Annotated in this window: 15 protein-coding genes; 3 read left to right on the top strand and 12 right to left on the bottom strand. The window is 69.8% G+C overall.

All coding sequences use genetic code 11. The features are described from left to right. Window positions 1-62: 62 nt before the first annotated feature. Window positions 63-488, bottom strand: a complete 426-nt coding sequence (locus tag AX769_RS18165) for a hypothetical protein (protein ID WP_066282071.1) — start codon at window positions 486-488, stop codon at window positions 63-65. 89 nt (window positions 489-577) lie between these two features. Between AX769_RS18165 and AX769_RS18160 the strand changes: the two genes are divergently transcribed. Then, on the top strand, window positions 578-1,507 hold the full coding sequence (locus AX769_RS18160) for an aldo/keto reductase family oxidoreductase (RefSeq protein WP_066282070.1): 930 nt from the start codon (window positions 578-580) through the stop codon (window positions 1,505-1,507). A 4-nt stretch (window positions 1,508-1,511) separates the two neighbouring features. On the opposite strand, the gene AX769_RS18155 is transcribed toward AX769_RS18160, so the two are convergent. From AX769_RS18155 to rfbB, 4 genes are all read right to left on the bottom strand, one after another. Next, entirely contained in the window at window positions 1,512-2,069 is a 558-nt protein-coding gene (locus AX769_RS18155) for an isochorismatase family cysteine hydrolase (protein WP_066282069.1), read from the bottom strand. After that, complete coding sequence (locus tag AX769_RS18150) at window positions 2,066-2,566, bottom strand: MarR family winged helix-turn-helix transcriptional regulator (RefSeq protein ID WP_066282067.1); 501 nt, start codon at window positions 2,564-2,566, stop codon at window positions 2,066-2,068. The genes AX769_RS18155 and AX769_RS18150 overlap by 4 nt, the downstream gene beginning before the upstream one ends. Window positions 2,567-2,844: 278 nt before the next feature. Beyond that, the gene (gene rfbD, locus AX769_RS18145; RefSeq protein WP_066283970.1) at window positions 2,845-3,663 is read right to left on the bottom strand and encodes a dTDP-4-dehydrorhamnose reductase; all 819 of its coding nucleotides are present in this window, start codon (window positions 3,661-3,663) and stop codon (window positions 2,845-2,847) included. A gap of 41 nt (window positions 3,664-3,704) precedes the next feature. Beyond that, the gene (gene rfbB / locus AX769_RS18140; RefSeq protein WP_066282065.1) at window positions 3,705-4,691 is read right to left on the bottom strand and encodes a dTDP-glucose 4,6-dehydratase; all 987 of its coding nucleotides are present in this window, start codon (window positions 4,689-4,691) and stop codon (window positions 3,705-3,707) included. A 268-nt stretch (window positions 4,692-4,959) separates the two neighbouring features. Between rfbB and AX769_RS18135 the strand changes: the two genes are divergently transcribed. Further along, window positions 4,960-6,165, top strand: a complete 1,206-nt coding sequence (locus AX769_RS18135; RefSeq protein WP_066282063.1) for a N(5)-(carboxyethyl)ornithine synthase — start codon at window positions 4,960-4,962, stop codon at window positions 6,163-6,165. A 4-nt stretch (window positions 6,166-6,169) separates the two neighbouring features. Beyond that, window positions 6,170-7,432, top strand: coding sequence for an MFS transporter (locus AX769_RS18130; protein ID WP_066282062.1), 1,263 nt, complete (start codon window positions 6,170-6,172; stop codon window positions 7,430-7,432). 243 nt (window positions 7,433-7,675) lie between these two features. Here AX769_RS18130 and AX769_RS18125 read toward each other — a convergent pair whose 3' ends face one another. From AX769_RS18125 to AX769_RS18100, 7 genes are all read right to left on the bottom strand, one after another. Next, on the bottom strand, window positions 7,676-8,527 hold the full coding sequence (locus AX769_RS18125) for a glycosyltransferase family 2 protein (RefSeq protein ID WP_066282061.1): 852 nt from the start codon (window positions 8,525-8,527) through the stop codon (window positions 7,676-7,678). Further along, window positions 8,524-9,675 (bottom strand): glycosyltransferase family 1 protein, encoded by a 1,152-nt coding sequence (locus AX769_RS18120; RefSeq protein WP_066282059.1) that lies wholly within the window; start codon window positions 9,673-9,675, stop codon window positions 8,524-8,526. The genes AX769_RS18125 and AX769_RS18120 overlap by 4 nt, the downstream gene beginning before the upstream one ends. 65 nt (window positions 9,676-9,740) lie before the next feature. Beyond that, window positions 9,741-11,576, bottom strand: a complete 1,836-nt coding sequence (locus tag AX769_RS18115; RefSeq protein ID WP_082763920.1) for a cell wall-binding repeat-containing protein — start codon at window positions 11,574-11,576, stop codon at window positions 9,741-9,743. Window positions 11,577-11,658: 82 nt separating this feature from the next. Beyond that, on the bottom strand, window positions 11,659-11,817 hold the full coding sequence (locus AX769_RS23260; RefSeq protein WP_082764112.1) for a hypothetical protein: 159 nt from the start codon (window positions 11,815-11,817) through the stop codon (window positions 11,659-11,661). After that, window positions 11,781-12,776 carry a cell wall-binding repeat-containing protein gene (locus AX769_RS18110; protein ID WP_066282057.1) on the bottom strand — a complete coding sequence of 332 codons (996 nt, stop codon included), beginning with the start codon at window positions 12,774-12,776 and terminating at the stop codon, window positions 11,781-11,783. The genes AX769_RS23260 and AX769_RS18110 overlap by 37 nt, the downstream gene beginning before the upstream one ends. An 85-nt stretch (window positions 12,777-12,861) precedes the next feature. Further along, complete coding sequence (locus AX769_RS18105; protein WP_066282056.1) at window positions 12,862-13,800, bottom strand: hypothetical protein; 939 nt, start codon at window positions 13,798-13,800, stop codon at window positions 12,862-12,864. After that, window positions 13,800-15,845 (bottom strand): cell wall-binding repeat-containing protein, encoded by a 2,046-nt coding sequence (locus tag AX769_RS18100; RefSeq protein WP_157887719.1) that lies wholly within the window; start codon window positions 15,843-15,845, stop codon window positions 13,800-13,802. The genes AX769_RS18105 and AX769_RS18100 overlap by 1 nt, the downstream gene beginning before the upstream one ends. Window positions 15,846-15,989: the final 144 nt, after the last annotated feature.

Raw genomic sequence — 15,989 nt, 5'->3', positions numbered from 1 at the left:
TCCTGTGCCCGCCGCCGACTGTTGATCGACACTACCAGGATGCCCTGGTCGCAGCCCGCGCGTCATCCGGCCGAGTAGACCTCGATGTCGAACGTGAGCGTGTCGCGGAACCGCCACGTCGACGTGAAGCCCGACCAGGCGACGGTCTGGAAGCCGCCGGTGATGCTCGTCGACTGCAGCAGCGCGCGGTCGGTCGACGGCAGCCCGAGGGCGTCGAGGGCGCAAGTCGCGTCGAGGCGGTCGATGCCCGTCGGCCGGCCGCCGCGGTCGGTGACGAAACCGAGCAGCACGCGGTCGCCGACGGTGACGCCCGGCGTGGTGGGCGAGAGGCCGCAGGATGCCAGAGCCCGCTTCACGCTGGTAGCCGCCGAGGCCGCGTGAGCAGTCGGTTTCGCTGCAGGGCTCGCACTCGTCGCTGCCGAGCACCCCGAGCAGGCGAGCACGGCGGTGACGGCGAGGACGGCTGCCGCACTTCGGGATGCGCGCATGACACTGTCTCACCTTCATTGGTGGACAGACTCTATCCCCCTAAAGGGGACACGTCGAGCGTTCATCCGAAGGGCGCAAGAATGGAGGCATGAAGACAACGACGCTTCCCACCGTTCCGCTGCCCGCCTCCACCATCGTGCTCGGCCTGATGCGGATCATGCCGCTCAGTGACGACGAGATCCGCGACCTCGTCACCGCGTCTCGCGACCTCGGCATCAACTTCTTCGACCACGCCGACGTCTACGGCGGCGAGCCGCACGCGGCCGAGAGGCGGTTCGGCGACGCCGTGACGTTCTCTCCGTCGCAGCGCGACGAGGTGCTGATCCAGTCGAAGGTCGGCATCCGCGACGGCTACTGGGACTTCTCGACCGAGCACATCCTCGAGTCGGTCGACGGGTCGCTGGCGGCGCTCAAGACCGACCACCTCGACATCCTGCTGCTGCACCGCCCCGACCCGCTGGTCGAGCCCGACGAGGTCGCCGCGGCTTTCGACCAGCTCGAGAAGTCGGGCAAGGTGCGCCACTTCGGCGTCTCGAACCACACGCCCCTTCAGGTCGACCTGCTGAAGACCTCGGTGACCCAGCCGCTCGTCGCCAACCAGGTGCAGCTGAGCATCACGCACGCCCCGCTCATCGCGCAGGGCGTGACGGCCAACATGCAGGCCAACGACCAGGCCATCGGCCGCGACTACGGCATCCTCGATTACAGCCGCATCCACGGCATGACGCTGCAGGCCTGGTCGCCCTTCCAGAAGGGGTTCTTCGACGGCGTCTTCCTCGGCGACCGCGAGACGTACAAAGAGCTCAACGACGTGCTCGACGAGCTGAGCGCGAAGTACGGGGTGCCGCCGGCCGCGATCGCGGTGGCCTGGATCACCCGCCACCCGGCCGAGATGCAGGTCGTGCTCGGCACCACCAGCATCGAGCACCTGCGCGACTCTGCGGCGGGCGCCGACGTGGTGCTCACGCGTCAGGAGTGGAGCCGCCTCTTCACCGCCGCCGGCTACATTCTGCCCTGACGGATCAGGCGAGCAGCGCCAGGATCTGTGCGGTCGTGCCGGTTTCGCCGATCCGTGGGAAGACCCGCGTGACGCTGTTGTCGTGAGCTTCGGCGCTCATGTCGGTCATGGCGTCGGTGGCGAACGTGACGTTGAAGCCGTTCTCGTGTGCGTGACGGGCGGTCGACTCGACGCCGGCCGTCGTCGCGATGCCGGTCACGACCACCTGGGTCACGCCGAGCGACTTGAGGTGCTCGTCGAGGTCGGTGTTGGTGAAGGCGCCCCAGGTGCGCTTCGTGACGGTGTGGTCGGCCGGCTGCTGGTCGAGCTCGGGGACGAGCTCGTCCCAGCCGGCCGGCCGCTGGACGGCGGCGCGCCCCGCGCTGCCCTCGTTGCGGCCCGGGGCTCCGCCGTCGACGTTGACGAGCACGACGGGGAGGCCCTTCGCGCGGAACGCGTCGAGGAGGGCGCGACTGTTCGCCACGACACCCTCCACCGGGTGGGCCGTCGGGATGCCGACGACGCCCTTCTGCAGGTCCACGACGATGAGTGCGGTGATCGGGTCGAGGGTGGTGAGTGTCATGCGTTCTCCTGAACGGTGCGGGCGGTTGTGGTGGTCGGTGCGGATTCCGTCTCCGCCTCGATGAGGCGCCAGACCAGCCGGATGCCGTCGGCGGCGCGGCGCAGCTCGTCAGCGCCGAGACGCTCGTCGAGCTGGCGCGTCAGCCAGTCGGTCTTGGCCGTGCGATTCGCGAGGAAGGTGGCGCGGGCGTCGTCGGTGAGGGTCAGGATCGTGCGCCGGCCGTCGTTCGGGTCGGGGTGCCCGGTCACGTAGCCCTGGGCTTCGAGCACGGCGATCGTGGCGCCGAGCGACTGCGGGCGCACGCCCTCGGCGCGGGCGAGGTCGGAGACCGTGGCCGGCCCCGAGGTCAGCAGGCGGCTCAGGATCGACGTCTGGGACGGCGACAGGTCGGCGGGCGTGGCGAGCTCGCGGAGACGCCGCTGGAGACGGCTGACGAGAACGCGCAGATCGGTGGCGACCTCGCTCGCAGTTGGGTCGTCGACGCTGGGCTCGGTCATGGCTCCGAGGCTAGCAGATGCTCAGCCGAAACTTCTCAGTGCAGGCTTCGTAATCGTTTGTGAGCCGTCGTGGTCGACGGCATCCAGGCCATGGAGGGGCCGCATCCTCGAGCGAGAGTGCGGCCCCGGGCCGGCTCACCCGGCAATGAGCTTCACGGGCAGGGAGCGCGGGCGAGCGGCGGGATGTCGATGTCCGAAGACCGTCGACCCCTGGCACAGTACCCGCCATGAGGGAGTCTTCACAGAGGGCACTCAGCCCCGAGCGAATCCGTCGACAGTCAGTCGGCGAAGACTCCGCGCGCGAAGGCCTCGGAGAGCGCGTCGGCCCAGGGGCGCATCTCGGTGATACCCGCATCGGCCCAGGCGTCATGGCCCAGCACGCTGAACCCGGGTCGCGCAGCGGGGCGCACGAAGGTCGAGCTGTCGGTCGGCTTCACGCGCTCGGGGTCGAGCCCCGCGCCGGCGAAGACCGCCCGGGCGAAGTCGAACCACGTGGCGCTGCCCGAGTTCGTGCCGTGATAGACGCCGGCGGGGGCGTCGGAGTCGACCAGCGCGACGATCTGCTGAGCGAGGTCGGCCGTCCATGTCGGCTGGCCGAGCTGGTCGTCGACCACCGACACCGTGTCGTGGCTCGAGCTGAGCTTCAGCATGGTCTTCGCGAAGTTCGGGCCGTGCTCGCCGTAGAGCCAGGCCGTCCGCACGATGTAGGTGCCCGCGGGGTTCGCGCCGAGGGCCAGGCGCTCGCCCTCGGCCTTCGTGCGGCCGTACGCGTTCAGAGGATCGAGGGGGGTCGCCTCGGTGTAGGGCTCGGTGGCGGTGCCGTCGAAGACGTAGTCGGTCGACACCGTGACGAGCTTCGCGCCATGGGCTGCCGTTGCTTCCGCCAGGAGCCCGACGGCAGTGCCGTTGACGAGCAGTGCCTCGTCTTCGTGAGTCTCGGCGTCGTCCACCCTGGTGTACGCGGCCGCGTTGATCACGACGTCGTGGCCTTCGACGGCGCGCAGCACGGAGTCGCGGTCGGTCACGTCGAGATCCTGACGCCCGAGCACTGTCACGTCGCGCCCGAAGAGCGCCTCGACGAGGTCGCTGCCGAGCATGCCGCGGGCGCCCGTCACGAGGTACTTCACGGAGGGCTCGCTCACACCAGGGCCGCGCGGGCTTTGAGGGGCTCCCACCAGGCACGGTTGTCGCGATACCACTGCACGACGTCGGCGAGACCCTCGGCGAAGGGCACCTGCGGCTCGTAGCCGAGCTCGGCGCGGATCTTCGAGATGTCGACGGAGTAGCGCAGGTCGTGGCCGAGCCTGTCCTGCACGCGGTCGACGTACGACCAGTCTTTGCCGGTCGCGTCGAGCAGCAGCTGCGTCAGCTCTTTGTTGGTGAGCTCGGTGCCGCCGCCGATGTTGTAGATCTCGCCGGCGCGGCCGCCGACCAGCACCATGGCGATGCCGCGGGTGTGGTCGTCGACGTGCAGCCAGTCGCGGATGTTGTTGCCCTCGCCGTAGAGCGGCACGTGCTTGTCGTCGATGAGGTTCGTGACGAAGAGCGGGATGACCTTCTCGGGGAAGTGGTAGGGGCCGTAGTTGTTCGAGCAGCGGGTGATCGACACGTTGAGGCCGTGGGTGCGGAAGTAGCTGCGCGCGAGCAGGTCGCTGCCGGCCTTCGACGCCGAGTAGGGCGAGTTCGGCTCGAGCGGGCGGTCTTCGGCCCACGAGCCCTCGGCGATCGAGCCGTAGACCTCGTCGGTCGAGACGTGCACGAAGCGCTTCAGGTCGTGGCGGAGGGCGGCGTCGAGCAGCTGCTGCGTGCCGAGGACGTTGGTCTCGACGAAGATCGAGGCGTCGCGCACCGAGCGGTCGACGTGTGACTCGGCCGCGAAGTGGACGACGGCGTCGACCTCGGGGAAGAGCGTGTCGAGGAGGGCCGCGTCGCGGATGTCGCCCTGGACGAAGCGGTAGCGGGGCGAGTCGGCCACGGGGGCCAGGTTCTCGAGGTTGCCCGAGTAGGTGAGCGCGTCGAGGACGGTGACGTCGGCGCCCTCGAGGCCCGGGTAGGCGTCCTGAAGCGTGCGGCGCACGAAGTTGGAGCCGATGAAACCGGCGCCTCCGGTGACGAGGATGTGCATGAGAAGAGCTTTCCGTTCGCTGGGCGGGGTCGATCCATAGTACGGGTCTGCTCAGCGCGGCCCGGTCTCGTCGAGAAACGCGCGGGGTGCGTCGGTGAGGAGCGTCGGCTGCTCGTCGGGGATGAAGCGGCCCGAGCCGGGGATGGTGACGGCGCGGCTGCCCTCTGCTGCGGCAGCCCAGGCGGCGCGGAGCGCGAGGACGGTGCGGTCGAGATGTCACGGGAATGGCGACCGCGGGCGTGCTCACGCGCGGGCTCTAGGCTTGACTATGAGCGAAACGCGCGAAACCGCCGAGACCACCTCCGACAGCACGCCCGAGCTGCTGCGCCTCGGCGTCCTGGCGACGTCGCGCAAGCCCGACGAGCGGCGGCTGCCGATCCACCCCGCGCACCTCGAGCGGATCGACGCCGACCTGCGGGCACGGATGATCCTCGAGCGCGGTTACGGGGCGCGCTTCGGCATCGCCGACAGCGAGCTCGAGCCCTTGGTAGGGGCGATGGCCGATCGCGACACGATCATCGACGAAGCCGACGTGATCCTGCTGCCGAAGCCGCAGGCGTCCGACCTCGAGGACCTGCGCGACGGTCAAGTGCTCTGGGGCTGGCCGCACTGCGTGCAGGACCGCAGGATCACGCAGCTCGCGATCGACAAGAGCCTCACCCTGATCGCCTGGGAGGCCATGAACCACTGGCAGGCCGACGGAGGCTTCGGGCTGCACGTCTTCCACAAGAACAACGAGCTCGCGGGCTACTGCTCGGTGCTGCACTCGCTGCAGTTGTGCGGCTCGACGGGCGACTACGGCCGGCGGCTCAGTGCGGTCGTGATCGGGTTCGGCGCCACCGCACGCGGCGCGGTCACCGCGCTCAACGCGCACGGCATCCACGACGTGCGCGTTCTCACCAACCGCGGCATCGCCGAGGTGGGATCACCGATCCCGTCGGTCGACATCATCACCTTCGAGCACGACGCAGAGTCACCGCACGACAGCACGGTGCACTCGCCCGACGGCCCGGTGCCCCTCGCCCCCTACCTCGCCGAGAACGACATCGTGGTCAACTGCACCCTGCAAGACCCGAACGCGCCGCTCACGTACCTCCGCGAGACCGACCTCGACGCCTTCCGCCCGGGCAGCCTCATCGTCGACGTCTCGATCGACGAGGGCATGGGCTTCAGCTGGGCGAAGGCGACGACCTTCGCCGAGCCGATGTTCACCGTCGGCGCCTCGACGAACTACTACGCGGTCGACCACAGCCCGTCGCTGCTCTGGAACTCCACGACGTGGGAGATCAGCGAGGCCCTCATGCCCTTCCTCCGCACGGTGATGGAGGGATCGACGTCGTGGGCCGAGTCCGAGACGATCCAGCGCGCGATCGAGATCGAGGGCGGGCGGGTGCGAAACGAGGCGATCCTCACCTTCCAACAGCGCTCGCCCGAGTACCCCTACCTGCCTGCGACGCCGCCCGCGCTAGTGTGAGGGCATGCCCGGAGTGAGTGGTCCTGCCCTCCCGACGCGCATCCGCTACGGCGCCATCGGGGCGCTCGCTGCCTCCGCCTTCGTCTACTTCACGGCCGAGACGCTGCCCGTCGGGCTGTTGCCGCAGATCTCCGCCGGGCTGCACGTCAGCGAGTCGTCGGTCGGCCTGCTCGTCACGATCTACGCCGCGGTGGCGGCGGCGGGCGCGATCCCGCTCACGAACCTGACGATGCGGGTGCCGCGTCACCTGCTGCTGACGAGCTGCGTGATCCTGTTCGTGATCTCGCAGGGGCTCGCGTCGATCGCACCGACGTTCGTCGTGCTGATCCTGGCCCGCGTCATCTGTGCCCTCGCGCACAGCGTGTTCTGGTCGGTGATGGCACCCGTTGCAACACGCCTCGCGCCTCCCGGCCAGGGCGGCCGCGCGTCGTCGCTCGTGATGGCCGGCAACACCGCGGGCATGGTGCTCGGAGTGCCGCTCGCGACGATCCTCGGCCAGACGGTCGGGTGGCGGGCCTCCTACCTCGTGCTGGCGATGGCGGGCGTGTTGAGCGCCCTGGCCGTGTTCGCCTTCCTGCCGAAGATGCCGGTGTCGAGCGCCGACCGGATCGCCTCGATCCGGCGCCAGTTCGCCGGCACCGTCCGCCTGGCCTTCTCGCGCGCCATCACACCGGTGTGCGTCGTGACGACGCTGGTCGTGATCGGCCAGTACGCCGCCTACACGTACATCGCCCCGATCGTGCAGCGGACGGGCGACCTGCACGGCACCGCCCTCAGCCTTCTGCTGCTCGGCTACGGCGCCACGGGCCTCGCTGCGAATGTCGTCATCGGCAGGATCGTGGACACCCGGCCCGGCACCGCCCTCCTCGGTTGTCTGACGGCAGTCGCCGCGACCCTGGGCACGCTGACCTTCACACACAGCGCGGCCGTCACCGTCGTGGCGGTGCTCGTCTGGGGCGCCGGATTCGCAGCCGTGCCGCTGATCCTGCAGATCACCGCCATGCGGGTGGCCCCGGGGCGGCGAGACGCGGCGTCGGCGATCCGGCAGACCGCCATGCAGCTCGGCATCGCCGGCGGGTCGCTCGTGGGCGGGCTGATCTACCACGCGGGGCACCTCGCCGACCTGGCGCCGTTCGGGGCGGTCGTTGCCGCAGCCTTCGTCGTGATCGTGCTGCTGACCCGCCGCACCTTCCCGTTCCGCGTCGACGAGACGGCCTCCGGCCCTGTGCTCACCGGCCCGATCCGCACGGTGCCCGCTGGCTCCTGACCTACGGGCTCCGGGCCGGCCGGCCGGCCGGCGGTGAGGGGACGGGGCAGTCGAACCACGCGATCCCTGTCGCGCCACCGAATCCCATGGCGCCACCGACATCCCGTGGTTCGAGCGCTGCCGCCGGAGCCGGGGGCACGGCGAGGTGCTGGAGTGGAACCACGCGATCCGGTTCGCGCCGCAGGATGCCTTGGTTCGAGAGGGATCGCGTGGTGCGAGGCCGGCCGGCCGTTCGGGGCGGCGCTAACGACGCGTGAGGAAACGCGCGCGCACAAAGAGGCCGAGGCGGACGGCCAGCAGCACCGGCTTCCACTGCAGACCGGGGTGCGTCTTGGCGATGTACCGGTAGGCGCTGCGGTGGTGCGCGAGCACCATGGCGCCGGCGACGCTCTCGGTGCTGGCGCCGCCGATGTGCACGACGGTCGCGGTCGGCACGAAGACGTTCTGCCAGCCGGCCAGGTGCATTCGGCGCCCGAGGTCGACGTCTTCGAAATACATGAAGAAGGCGTCGTCGAACCCGCCGACCGCGTCGAACGCCTCCCGCCGGATCAGCAGGAAGGCGCCCGACAACCAGCCCACCGGCACGGCTTCGTCCGACGACGAGACGTCGCGCTGCTGGTAGCGCTTCGTCCACGGGTTCGTCGGCCACACGCCCGACAGCACGGCGTGCCCGATGCCGGTGCGGATGGACGGCAGCGAGCGGGCCGACGGGTACACGGTCTGGTCGGGCTCGAGGATGCGAGGGCCCAGGACCCCGGCGCGCGGGTGCGCCTTCGCCGCCTCGACGAGGTGGTCGACCGCGCCGGGTGTCACCTGCGTGTCGGGGTTGCAGACCAGCACCCACTCGACGCCCGGGTCGAGGCTCCGCACCCCGATGTTGGCGGCGGAGCCGTAGCCGACGTTACCGGGGGCATGGATGAGCCGAACGCCGGAGTGCTGCTCGGCGGCCCGCTCGGGAGCCCCGTCGGTCGAGCCGTTGTCGACGACGACGATGTCGGATCCTGCGCTCTGCTCGGTCTCGAACGAGCGGATGAACTGCTCGAGGGTGTCGCCTGGGGAGTAGGTGATGGTCACGACGCCGACCGAAGCGCTCATCGCCCGGCCGCCGCGGTGCGACTGGCCGCCGCGGCGTGGAACGCGTGGGCGTGAGCCTCGGCGGAGGCCGCCCAGGTGAACTCGGCGGCGCGCTTGGGGCCCGCTTCGGCGCGCTCGGCACGGCCTCGAGGTTCGAGCAGGATCCGGCGGATCGCCTCTTCGAGAGAGCCCCGGTCGGGCTCGGCATAGTATGCGACGTCGCCGCCGACCTCGGGCAGGGCGAGCCGGTCGGTCGTCAGCACGGCGGTGCCGCAGGCCATCGCCTCGAGCACCGGCAGGCCGAAGCCCTCGCCGTCGCTCGGGTACGCCACGAGGTCGCTGCCCGAGAGGAGGCCCGGCAGGTCGGCGTCGTCGACGAAGCCGGTCCACTGCACGGCGGGGGAGTGCCTCTGCGACGAGAGCAGCTCGACGGCCTCGGCGTCCCACCCGGCGCCGCCGGCGAGCAGCAGCCGCCAGCCGGCCAGGCGCTCGTCGTCGATCGCGGCAAGGAACGCGTCGACCAGCGGCACGACGTTCTTGCGCGGCTCGATGGTGCCGACGAAGGCGACGTACGGGCCCGATCCGTGGAAGGTCTTGGTGGCGCGCTCGACGGTCGCTGTGCCGACTGGGCGGAAGCGGGTCGTGTCGATGCCGTGGTACGCGACCACCGCATTGTCGAGGCGGCGGTGCGTGGCCCGGCGCACCTCGTCGAGGGTGGCCTTGCTCGGGGTGACGCAGACGGCGGCGCGGCGCACCGAAAAGCGCGTCCACGACCGGAAGAACAGACGCTTGAGGCGCGAGTGCAAGTGCGGGTGCGAGAAGAACGTCGCGTCGTGCAGCGTCACGACGACAGGCACGCGCGCGGCGACCGGCATCGTGTAGTGGGGCGACAGGATCACGTCCGCCCTGGTTCGCTTCGCCAGCCGAGGCAGCGCGAGCTGCTCCCACGCGAGCCGCCCGGGCACGCTGCTCGCCCAGCCCGGCACGGCCTCGATCGTGGCCTTCGGCGCGCGCGATGCCCACATCTCGGCGTCGCGCGGTTGCGTCGCCACGATCAGCCGGACGTCGTCTCGTCGATCGAGGGCCGGGATCAGGTTGAGGAGGTATCGGCCGACGCCGCCCGCGTTGGCGGGGATCGACGTCGCATCGACGAGGACGGTGGAATTCACGATCCAGCCAGGCTACCGTCTGGGCGTCGGGTGATCGGACGCCTCACCGCGGCGCGCGCGATGCGCTAGCGCGCGAGCCCGTCGAGTTGAGCCTCGACTTCGGTCGAGATCGCCGACGTGCCGCCGAGCACGACGATCGACTGAGGTTTCAGGCGGTGGAGCTCCTGCGCGACGAGGGTGGGGATGCCCGTCGACGTGACCAGGAGCACCGGCGAGTCGGCCAGACCGGCAACGGGTGCACCTGACAGGGCGTCGGGGAAGTTGGTGCCGACGGCGATGTACACCGTGGTCGGAGGCGTACTGCTGGGGAACGTGGAGGACGAGATCAGCGCGCTCGTGTTGTAGCGGGTGGTGCCCGCGAATCGCGTCACGGTCGGGGCGTACTTCGCCGCCTGGCTGGCCACGGTCGTCGAAACCGCCGATGTTCCGCCCAACAGGATGATCTTGCTCGGCTTGAGCCGGGTGAGCTGGGCTGCGACGGCGGTCGAGATGCCGTTGGGCGCGACGAGCATGAGAGGGCCGCTGTGGGCCCCGGACTCGGCTGCGACGGCGGCGCCGGAGAGGGCGTCGGGGTAGGCGAGCCCGGTGGCGAGGTAGACGACGCCGCCGGTGGTCGTGAAGCCCGTGGCGATGTCGGCGCTCGTCACGAAGCGGTTGCTGCCGGCGAGGCGCGTGACGAATGGGGCGCTCTGGGCCTGGGTGTACTGCTGAAGCGCCGTCTGGACGGCCGGTGTGATCACGGTGGTGCCGCCGAGGATCACGATGCGGGCAGGATCGAGGCGGGTCAGCTCCGCCTGGGTCGCGGGGGGAACCGCGGTCGACGTCACGAGCAGCACGGGGGAATCCAGGTGACCCGCGAGGGCGCCACCAGCTAGCGCGTCGGGGTAGCTCAGACCGCTGGCGATGTAGACGGTGCCCTGCCCCGCGGCGAACGGCGAGAACGTCGATGCAGACAGATCGGCGCTTGTGGCGAAGCGATTGGTTCCAGCCAGACGCGAAGCGGCACTCGTCGTGGTCATGCTCGCGAGCTGGCTGATGTTGCCGTTGAACGCGTCGAAGTCGTAGCTTGTCGGGCTTGCGTTGCCGGTGGGCTTCTCGTACTGCCAGAAGCTCCAGGCCGACCAGCTGGACGGCAGCGGATTGGGCGTGGCGGCCGTCGTGTAACGCGCGATGTACAGCGGCGAGATGCCGAAGCCGCCGCTGTTGCCGGTGCAGTCGCTCCACCACGAGGGGTTGGAATAGATCGAGACGTTCTGGCCCGTCTTCGCGAGGATCTCGACGGCGTACGACTGGATCCAGGCGACCATCTGGGCCTGCGTCAGGTTCCAGCACTCCGTCGTGGCGCCGTTCTCGAGGTCGAGCACGGGCGGGAGGACGGCGCCGAGCGCCGACCACGACGTCACTCGTGCTCCGGCCTCGACCTGCTTCACGAAGTAGTCGGCCTGCGACGTGCCCGACGAGATCCCCGGGCTGCCGACGGCGTACGCGCCGTGGTAGCCGAGAGTGGCCGACCCCGTCCACTGCTGGGTGAAGTTCTCGTTGGTGATGGTCGTGCCCTCGCTGGCTTTGACGAAGGCGAACTGCTTGCCGGCGTTCTTCGCAGCCGCCCAGTCGACGTCGCCGTTGTACGAGCTGACGTCCATCCCCTGCACCGGCAGCGACGATCCACCCGAGGCGGCGGCCGCGTCGCGGCTTCGCACCGACGGCGCGGCCACCTGCGGGCCGGCCGGCATCGACCAGCCCATCGAATGGCCGCCGTCAGCCGGTGTCTCGACCGTACTGGTCGCGGGGGCGGCGCTCGCCGAGACGGCGCCCCCTCCGGCAGCCAGAGCGACGGCCAGAGCCATCGCCCCCGCGAGTCGAAGTCGCAGCGAACTGGTGGGCGCAACGATGCGCGTCATGGTGCCTCCCCGGCGTCCCCCGATGCCCCCACGCGGAGGCCGGTACTCGATTCAGTATCGCCTATCTCGAAGCCCGATCGCCTCAGCAGTGGTCGAGCGCGGCCACGGCTGGGCTGAGGGCGCTGGTGCCGCCGAGCAGCGTGACCGTCGACGTCGCGTAGCCGTCGAGGTCGGATGCGACGTTCGAGGGGACGCAGGTCGGCTTCACGACGTAGAGGGGGTCGCCGGCAGAACCGGCCAGTGCGGCGCCGGAGAGCGCGTCGGCGAAGCCGGTGCCGGTGGCGAAGTACGCGGTGCTCGCCGAGGGAAGACCGCGTGGTTGATCAGCTCCGACGTGTTGTAGCGGGTCGAACCGGCGAACCGGGTCACAGCCACGCCGGGGAGCGCCGCCAGGCCGGACTGCACGCCGCTGCTGACGACGGTCGTTCCGCCGGCGATGTAGACCGTGGTGGCTCCGAGGCTCTGCAGCAGCTGTGTCGTCGTCGAGTCGGCCGTGGCGGCCGTGCCCTTGACCAGGATCACGGGGGCGGCCAGTTTCCCGGCCGCGGCCCCCGCCGCGAGGGCGTCGGGGTAGTTGAGGCCGGTTGCGATGAACGCGTGCGTGGCGCCGGGGGTCGTCGCCCCGGTTCCGAACGCGTCCTCGGTGACCAGGTCGGAGGTCTGGTACCGCGTGGTGCCGGCGATCCTCACGGTGTTGCTCTGGATGGCTGTCAGCTGCTGCAGCACGGTGTCGCTGATCGCGGACGGTCCGCCGACGACGACGATGCGGCTCGGGTTCAGGCGTGTGATCTCGGCGGCGACGTCGGCGGGCAGCGAATTCGGGCTGGTGAGCAGGAGCGGGCCGCCCTCCTTGGCGGCGGCGGGCGCCGCCGACAGGGCGTCGGGGTAGTTGAGCCCGGTGGCCACGAACACCACGGGCGCGGTGCCAGGGTAAGCGGCCTGCGAGATCGCAACCGACGTGGCATAACGCGACGACCCCGAGAGTCGCGTCTGCGTCAGGCGGTCGAGCTTCACGATCGTGTTGTCGTTCGAGTCGGTGATCCACAGGTGGCCGTCGCTGCTCCAGCCGTTGGCTTCGATCTGGGTGTCCGAGTTGTCGTAGAGCGTCGACACGACGCCGGCGGTGGTCACCTGGCCGACCTTGCCGGCGTCGAGGTACTCGTTGCCGTCACTGTCGGGCGCGGTGACCGTTCCGAGCACGTACGTGAGCGAGCCGTCGGGTGAGACGGTCAGGCCGGCGATCTGGCCTGTTCGACAGCGAACTTCGTGATGGCGCCGGCCGGTGTCACCTGAGCCACCGTGTTGGCGGCGGAGACGTACACGTCGGCGCCGTCAGTCTCGATCTCGGGGCGATGTACTGGCCGTTCGAATCCGAGCCGACCGAGTAGGGCGCGATGACGCCGCCCGACGTGATCTCGTCGACGCCGATGGCGACCGGGTATTCCGATGTGGCGGAGGCCCTGGTGACGGTGGTGCCCCAGATATTGCCGTCCGAGCCGATCGTGAGGTCTTGAGCGAGGTGGCCGATTGGGAGGGCGTGGTCAGTGTAGGCGCCAGCGGTCGTCATGCTGCCGAAGTGGCCGGTCGCGGTCAGGTTGGTGGCCGTGTCGGACGCGTACGAGTTCGACGCGATCAGCATGGTGCCGTCCGAGCCGGCCGTGATCCGGCGGACGATCTGCACGGGAGACGTGATGGCGGACATCTTGTGGTCGGTGATCGTGCCCGACGGCGTGATCGTGTCGACGTCACCCGAGTCGTCTGCCGAGAACCAGATGTTGCCGTCGGGCCCGAGGGCGAGGTTGGAGATGTCGCTCCCGGAGGGAACCTCGAAGTAGGTCTGCACGTCGGCAGGGGTGATCCGGCCGATGTAGCCGACCTTGGTCTTGTCGTCGTAGGTCGTGAACCAGATGTTGCCGTCCGACCCCTGGGTGAGGCTGTAGGCGGTCGTGTGTCCACCGGTCATCGAGAACTCGGTGATCTTGCCGGTCGCGCTCGTGACCCCGATCTTGGTGTCGTAGTCGGTGTACCACATCGCCCCGTCGGCTCCTGCGACGAGCTCTTCGGGCACGTAGGCCTCGTCGGACGGCACAGCGTACTTGACGTAGTTCGCGGCGTTGATCGTCGGGGCGGGGGCGGCGTTCGCCGGCGCCGCGACGATGCAGAGCAGGGCCGCAGCCGAGAGGGCAGCGGCGGTGGCCGCGGCACGGAGGAGGGTCGATCGCATCAGCAGTGCTCCAGTTCGGCGACGGCGGGGGTGAGGGCGGAGGTGCCACCGAGGAGGGTGACGGTCGAGGTGGCGTAGGTGTCGAGGTCGGATGCGACGTTCGAAGGGACGCAGGTCGGCTTCACGACGTAGAGGGGGTCGCCCGCAGAGCCGGCGAGGGCCGCGCCCGAAAGGGCGTCGGCGAAGCCGGTGCCGGTGGCGAAGTACGCGGTGCCCGCACTCGAGAAGACGGCCTTGTTGATCAGCTCGGACGTGTTGTAGCGCGTCGATCCTGCGAATCGGGTGACGGTCACGCCCGACAGAGCCGCGAGGCCCGACTGGACCCCGCTGCTGACGACGGTGGTGCCGCCGGCGATGTCGACGCTCGTCGCGCCGAGGGTGCTGAGCAGTTGCGTGGTCGCGTCGTCGAGGGCCGACGCGGTGCCCTTGACCAGGATCACCGGGGCGTCCAGTTTGCCCGCGGCAGCGCTTGCAGCGAGGGCGTCGGGGTAGTTCTGCCCGGTGGCGACGAAGGCGCTGGTTGCTCCCGACGTGCCGAACGCGTCATCGGTGACCAGGTCGGAGGTCTGGTAGCGGTTGGAGCCGGCGATCCTGTCGACAGTGCCGGGCGTCGACTCGCTGCTCGCGAGCGTGTCGAGCTGCTGCTCGACTGCGGCGCTGATGGCGGACGTGCCGCCGACGATGACGATTCGGCTCGGCTTGAGGCGCGTGATCTCGGCCGCGACATCGCTCGGCAGCGAGTTCGGGCTGGTCAGCAGCAGGGGGCCGCCCTCCTTCACGGCGGCGGGCGCCGCCGACAGGGCGTCGGGGTAGTTGAGCCCGGTGGCCACGAACACCACGGGCGCGGTGCCGGGGTAGGCGGCCTGCGAGATCGCGACGGACGTCGCATAGCGGGACGAGCCCGCGATCCTGGTCTCGCTCAGCGGCGTGGCCTTCGCGATGGTCTTGTCGTTCGAGTCGGCGAGCCAGAGGTGACCGGTGCCATCCCATTGGAACGAGAGGATGTCAGAGGTCGACGACGCGTAGTAGGTGGTGAGTGCACCCGCCGGGCTGACGGTGCCGACGGTTTGGATCTCGAGGGCGGGCTCGGCGAAGGGGACGTTCTTGTAGTTCCCCGACGCGAAGGCGACGCCGCCGTCCGTGCCCGGGTAGACGAAGGCTTGCGCCGCGCCTGACTTGTAGCGGCCGACGACCTTCCCTGCGGTCGAGATCTGGATGATATTGCCGTCGAACGCCTCCCACAGGGCCGACGTTCCCGCCACGATGTTCGTTCCCGAGAAGCCGTCGGTCGAATCGGGGCCGACCGCATACGACGTGAGGGTGCCGCCCGGGGTCAGCTTGATCACGCTTTCAGGGACGGTGGGGGCGTTGGCGTCGACGACAGCCGAAGCCCAGATGTTGTCGTCCGGGCCGAGAGTGATGGCCCCCGCCACCGCGCCGGCCGGAAGCGCGAATTTGTGCGCAGTGCCGTCGGGTGCGATTCGCTCGATTGCGCCCGACTCCGTGAATGTCTTTCCGTTGTAGATGCTGTCGGCGAAGTACAGGTCCCCGTCATGGCCCAGGACTGCAGACCCGAGGGTCTCGCTGTCCGTCTCCGGTAGGTTCGAGAAGACTGGGAATTTCGAGATATCGCCCGCGGTGTCGACGCGGAGGAGCGAGACGTTCTTCGGCAGGGTCCCACTCCCGTTCTGATCCTCCTGGAGCGGGAACCAGAGGTCGCCATCGCTGCCGAGGAATCCCTGCTGGAGGTCGGGGAAGCCGTCAGTCGACGAGACCGGGAAGTACGAGATGTCGCCGGTCGGCGTGATGCGGCCGATGGAGTCGGTGGTAGTGAACCACATGTTGCCGTCCGAGCCGAGGACGAGGCCCTCGGCGTACTGCTCCTGAGAAGACACCTCGTAGGTCGTCACCGCGCCGGTGGTCGAGATGTGGCTGATCGAACGCATGCTCGCGTCGCCGAAAGCCCCGTTGTCCTCCGCGCTGAACCAGATCGATCCGTCGGCGCCCTTGATGAGACCGGCAGCCTCGCCGAGAGTTTTCGGCACGGGATACTTCACATAGTTCGCGGCGTTCGGCGTCGCGACGGGTGCGGCGTGAGCGGGAAGGGCCAGAAGGCTGGAGGCCAGGACGACGCCGGCTGCGGCAGCGAGGGCCCCAGGCGCGGAAGGGTGGTGCGACGGGACACGGCA

The organism is Frondihabitans sp. PAMC 28766 (assembly GCF_001577365.1).
Classification (GTDB): domain Bacteria; phylum Actinomycetota; class Actinomycetes; order Actinomycetales; family Microbacteriaceae; genus Frondihabitans.
The sequence above is the reverse complement of the archived record's forward strand: the minus strand, read 5'-3'. Positions and strand labels throughout refer to the sequence as shown.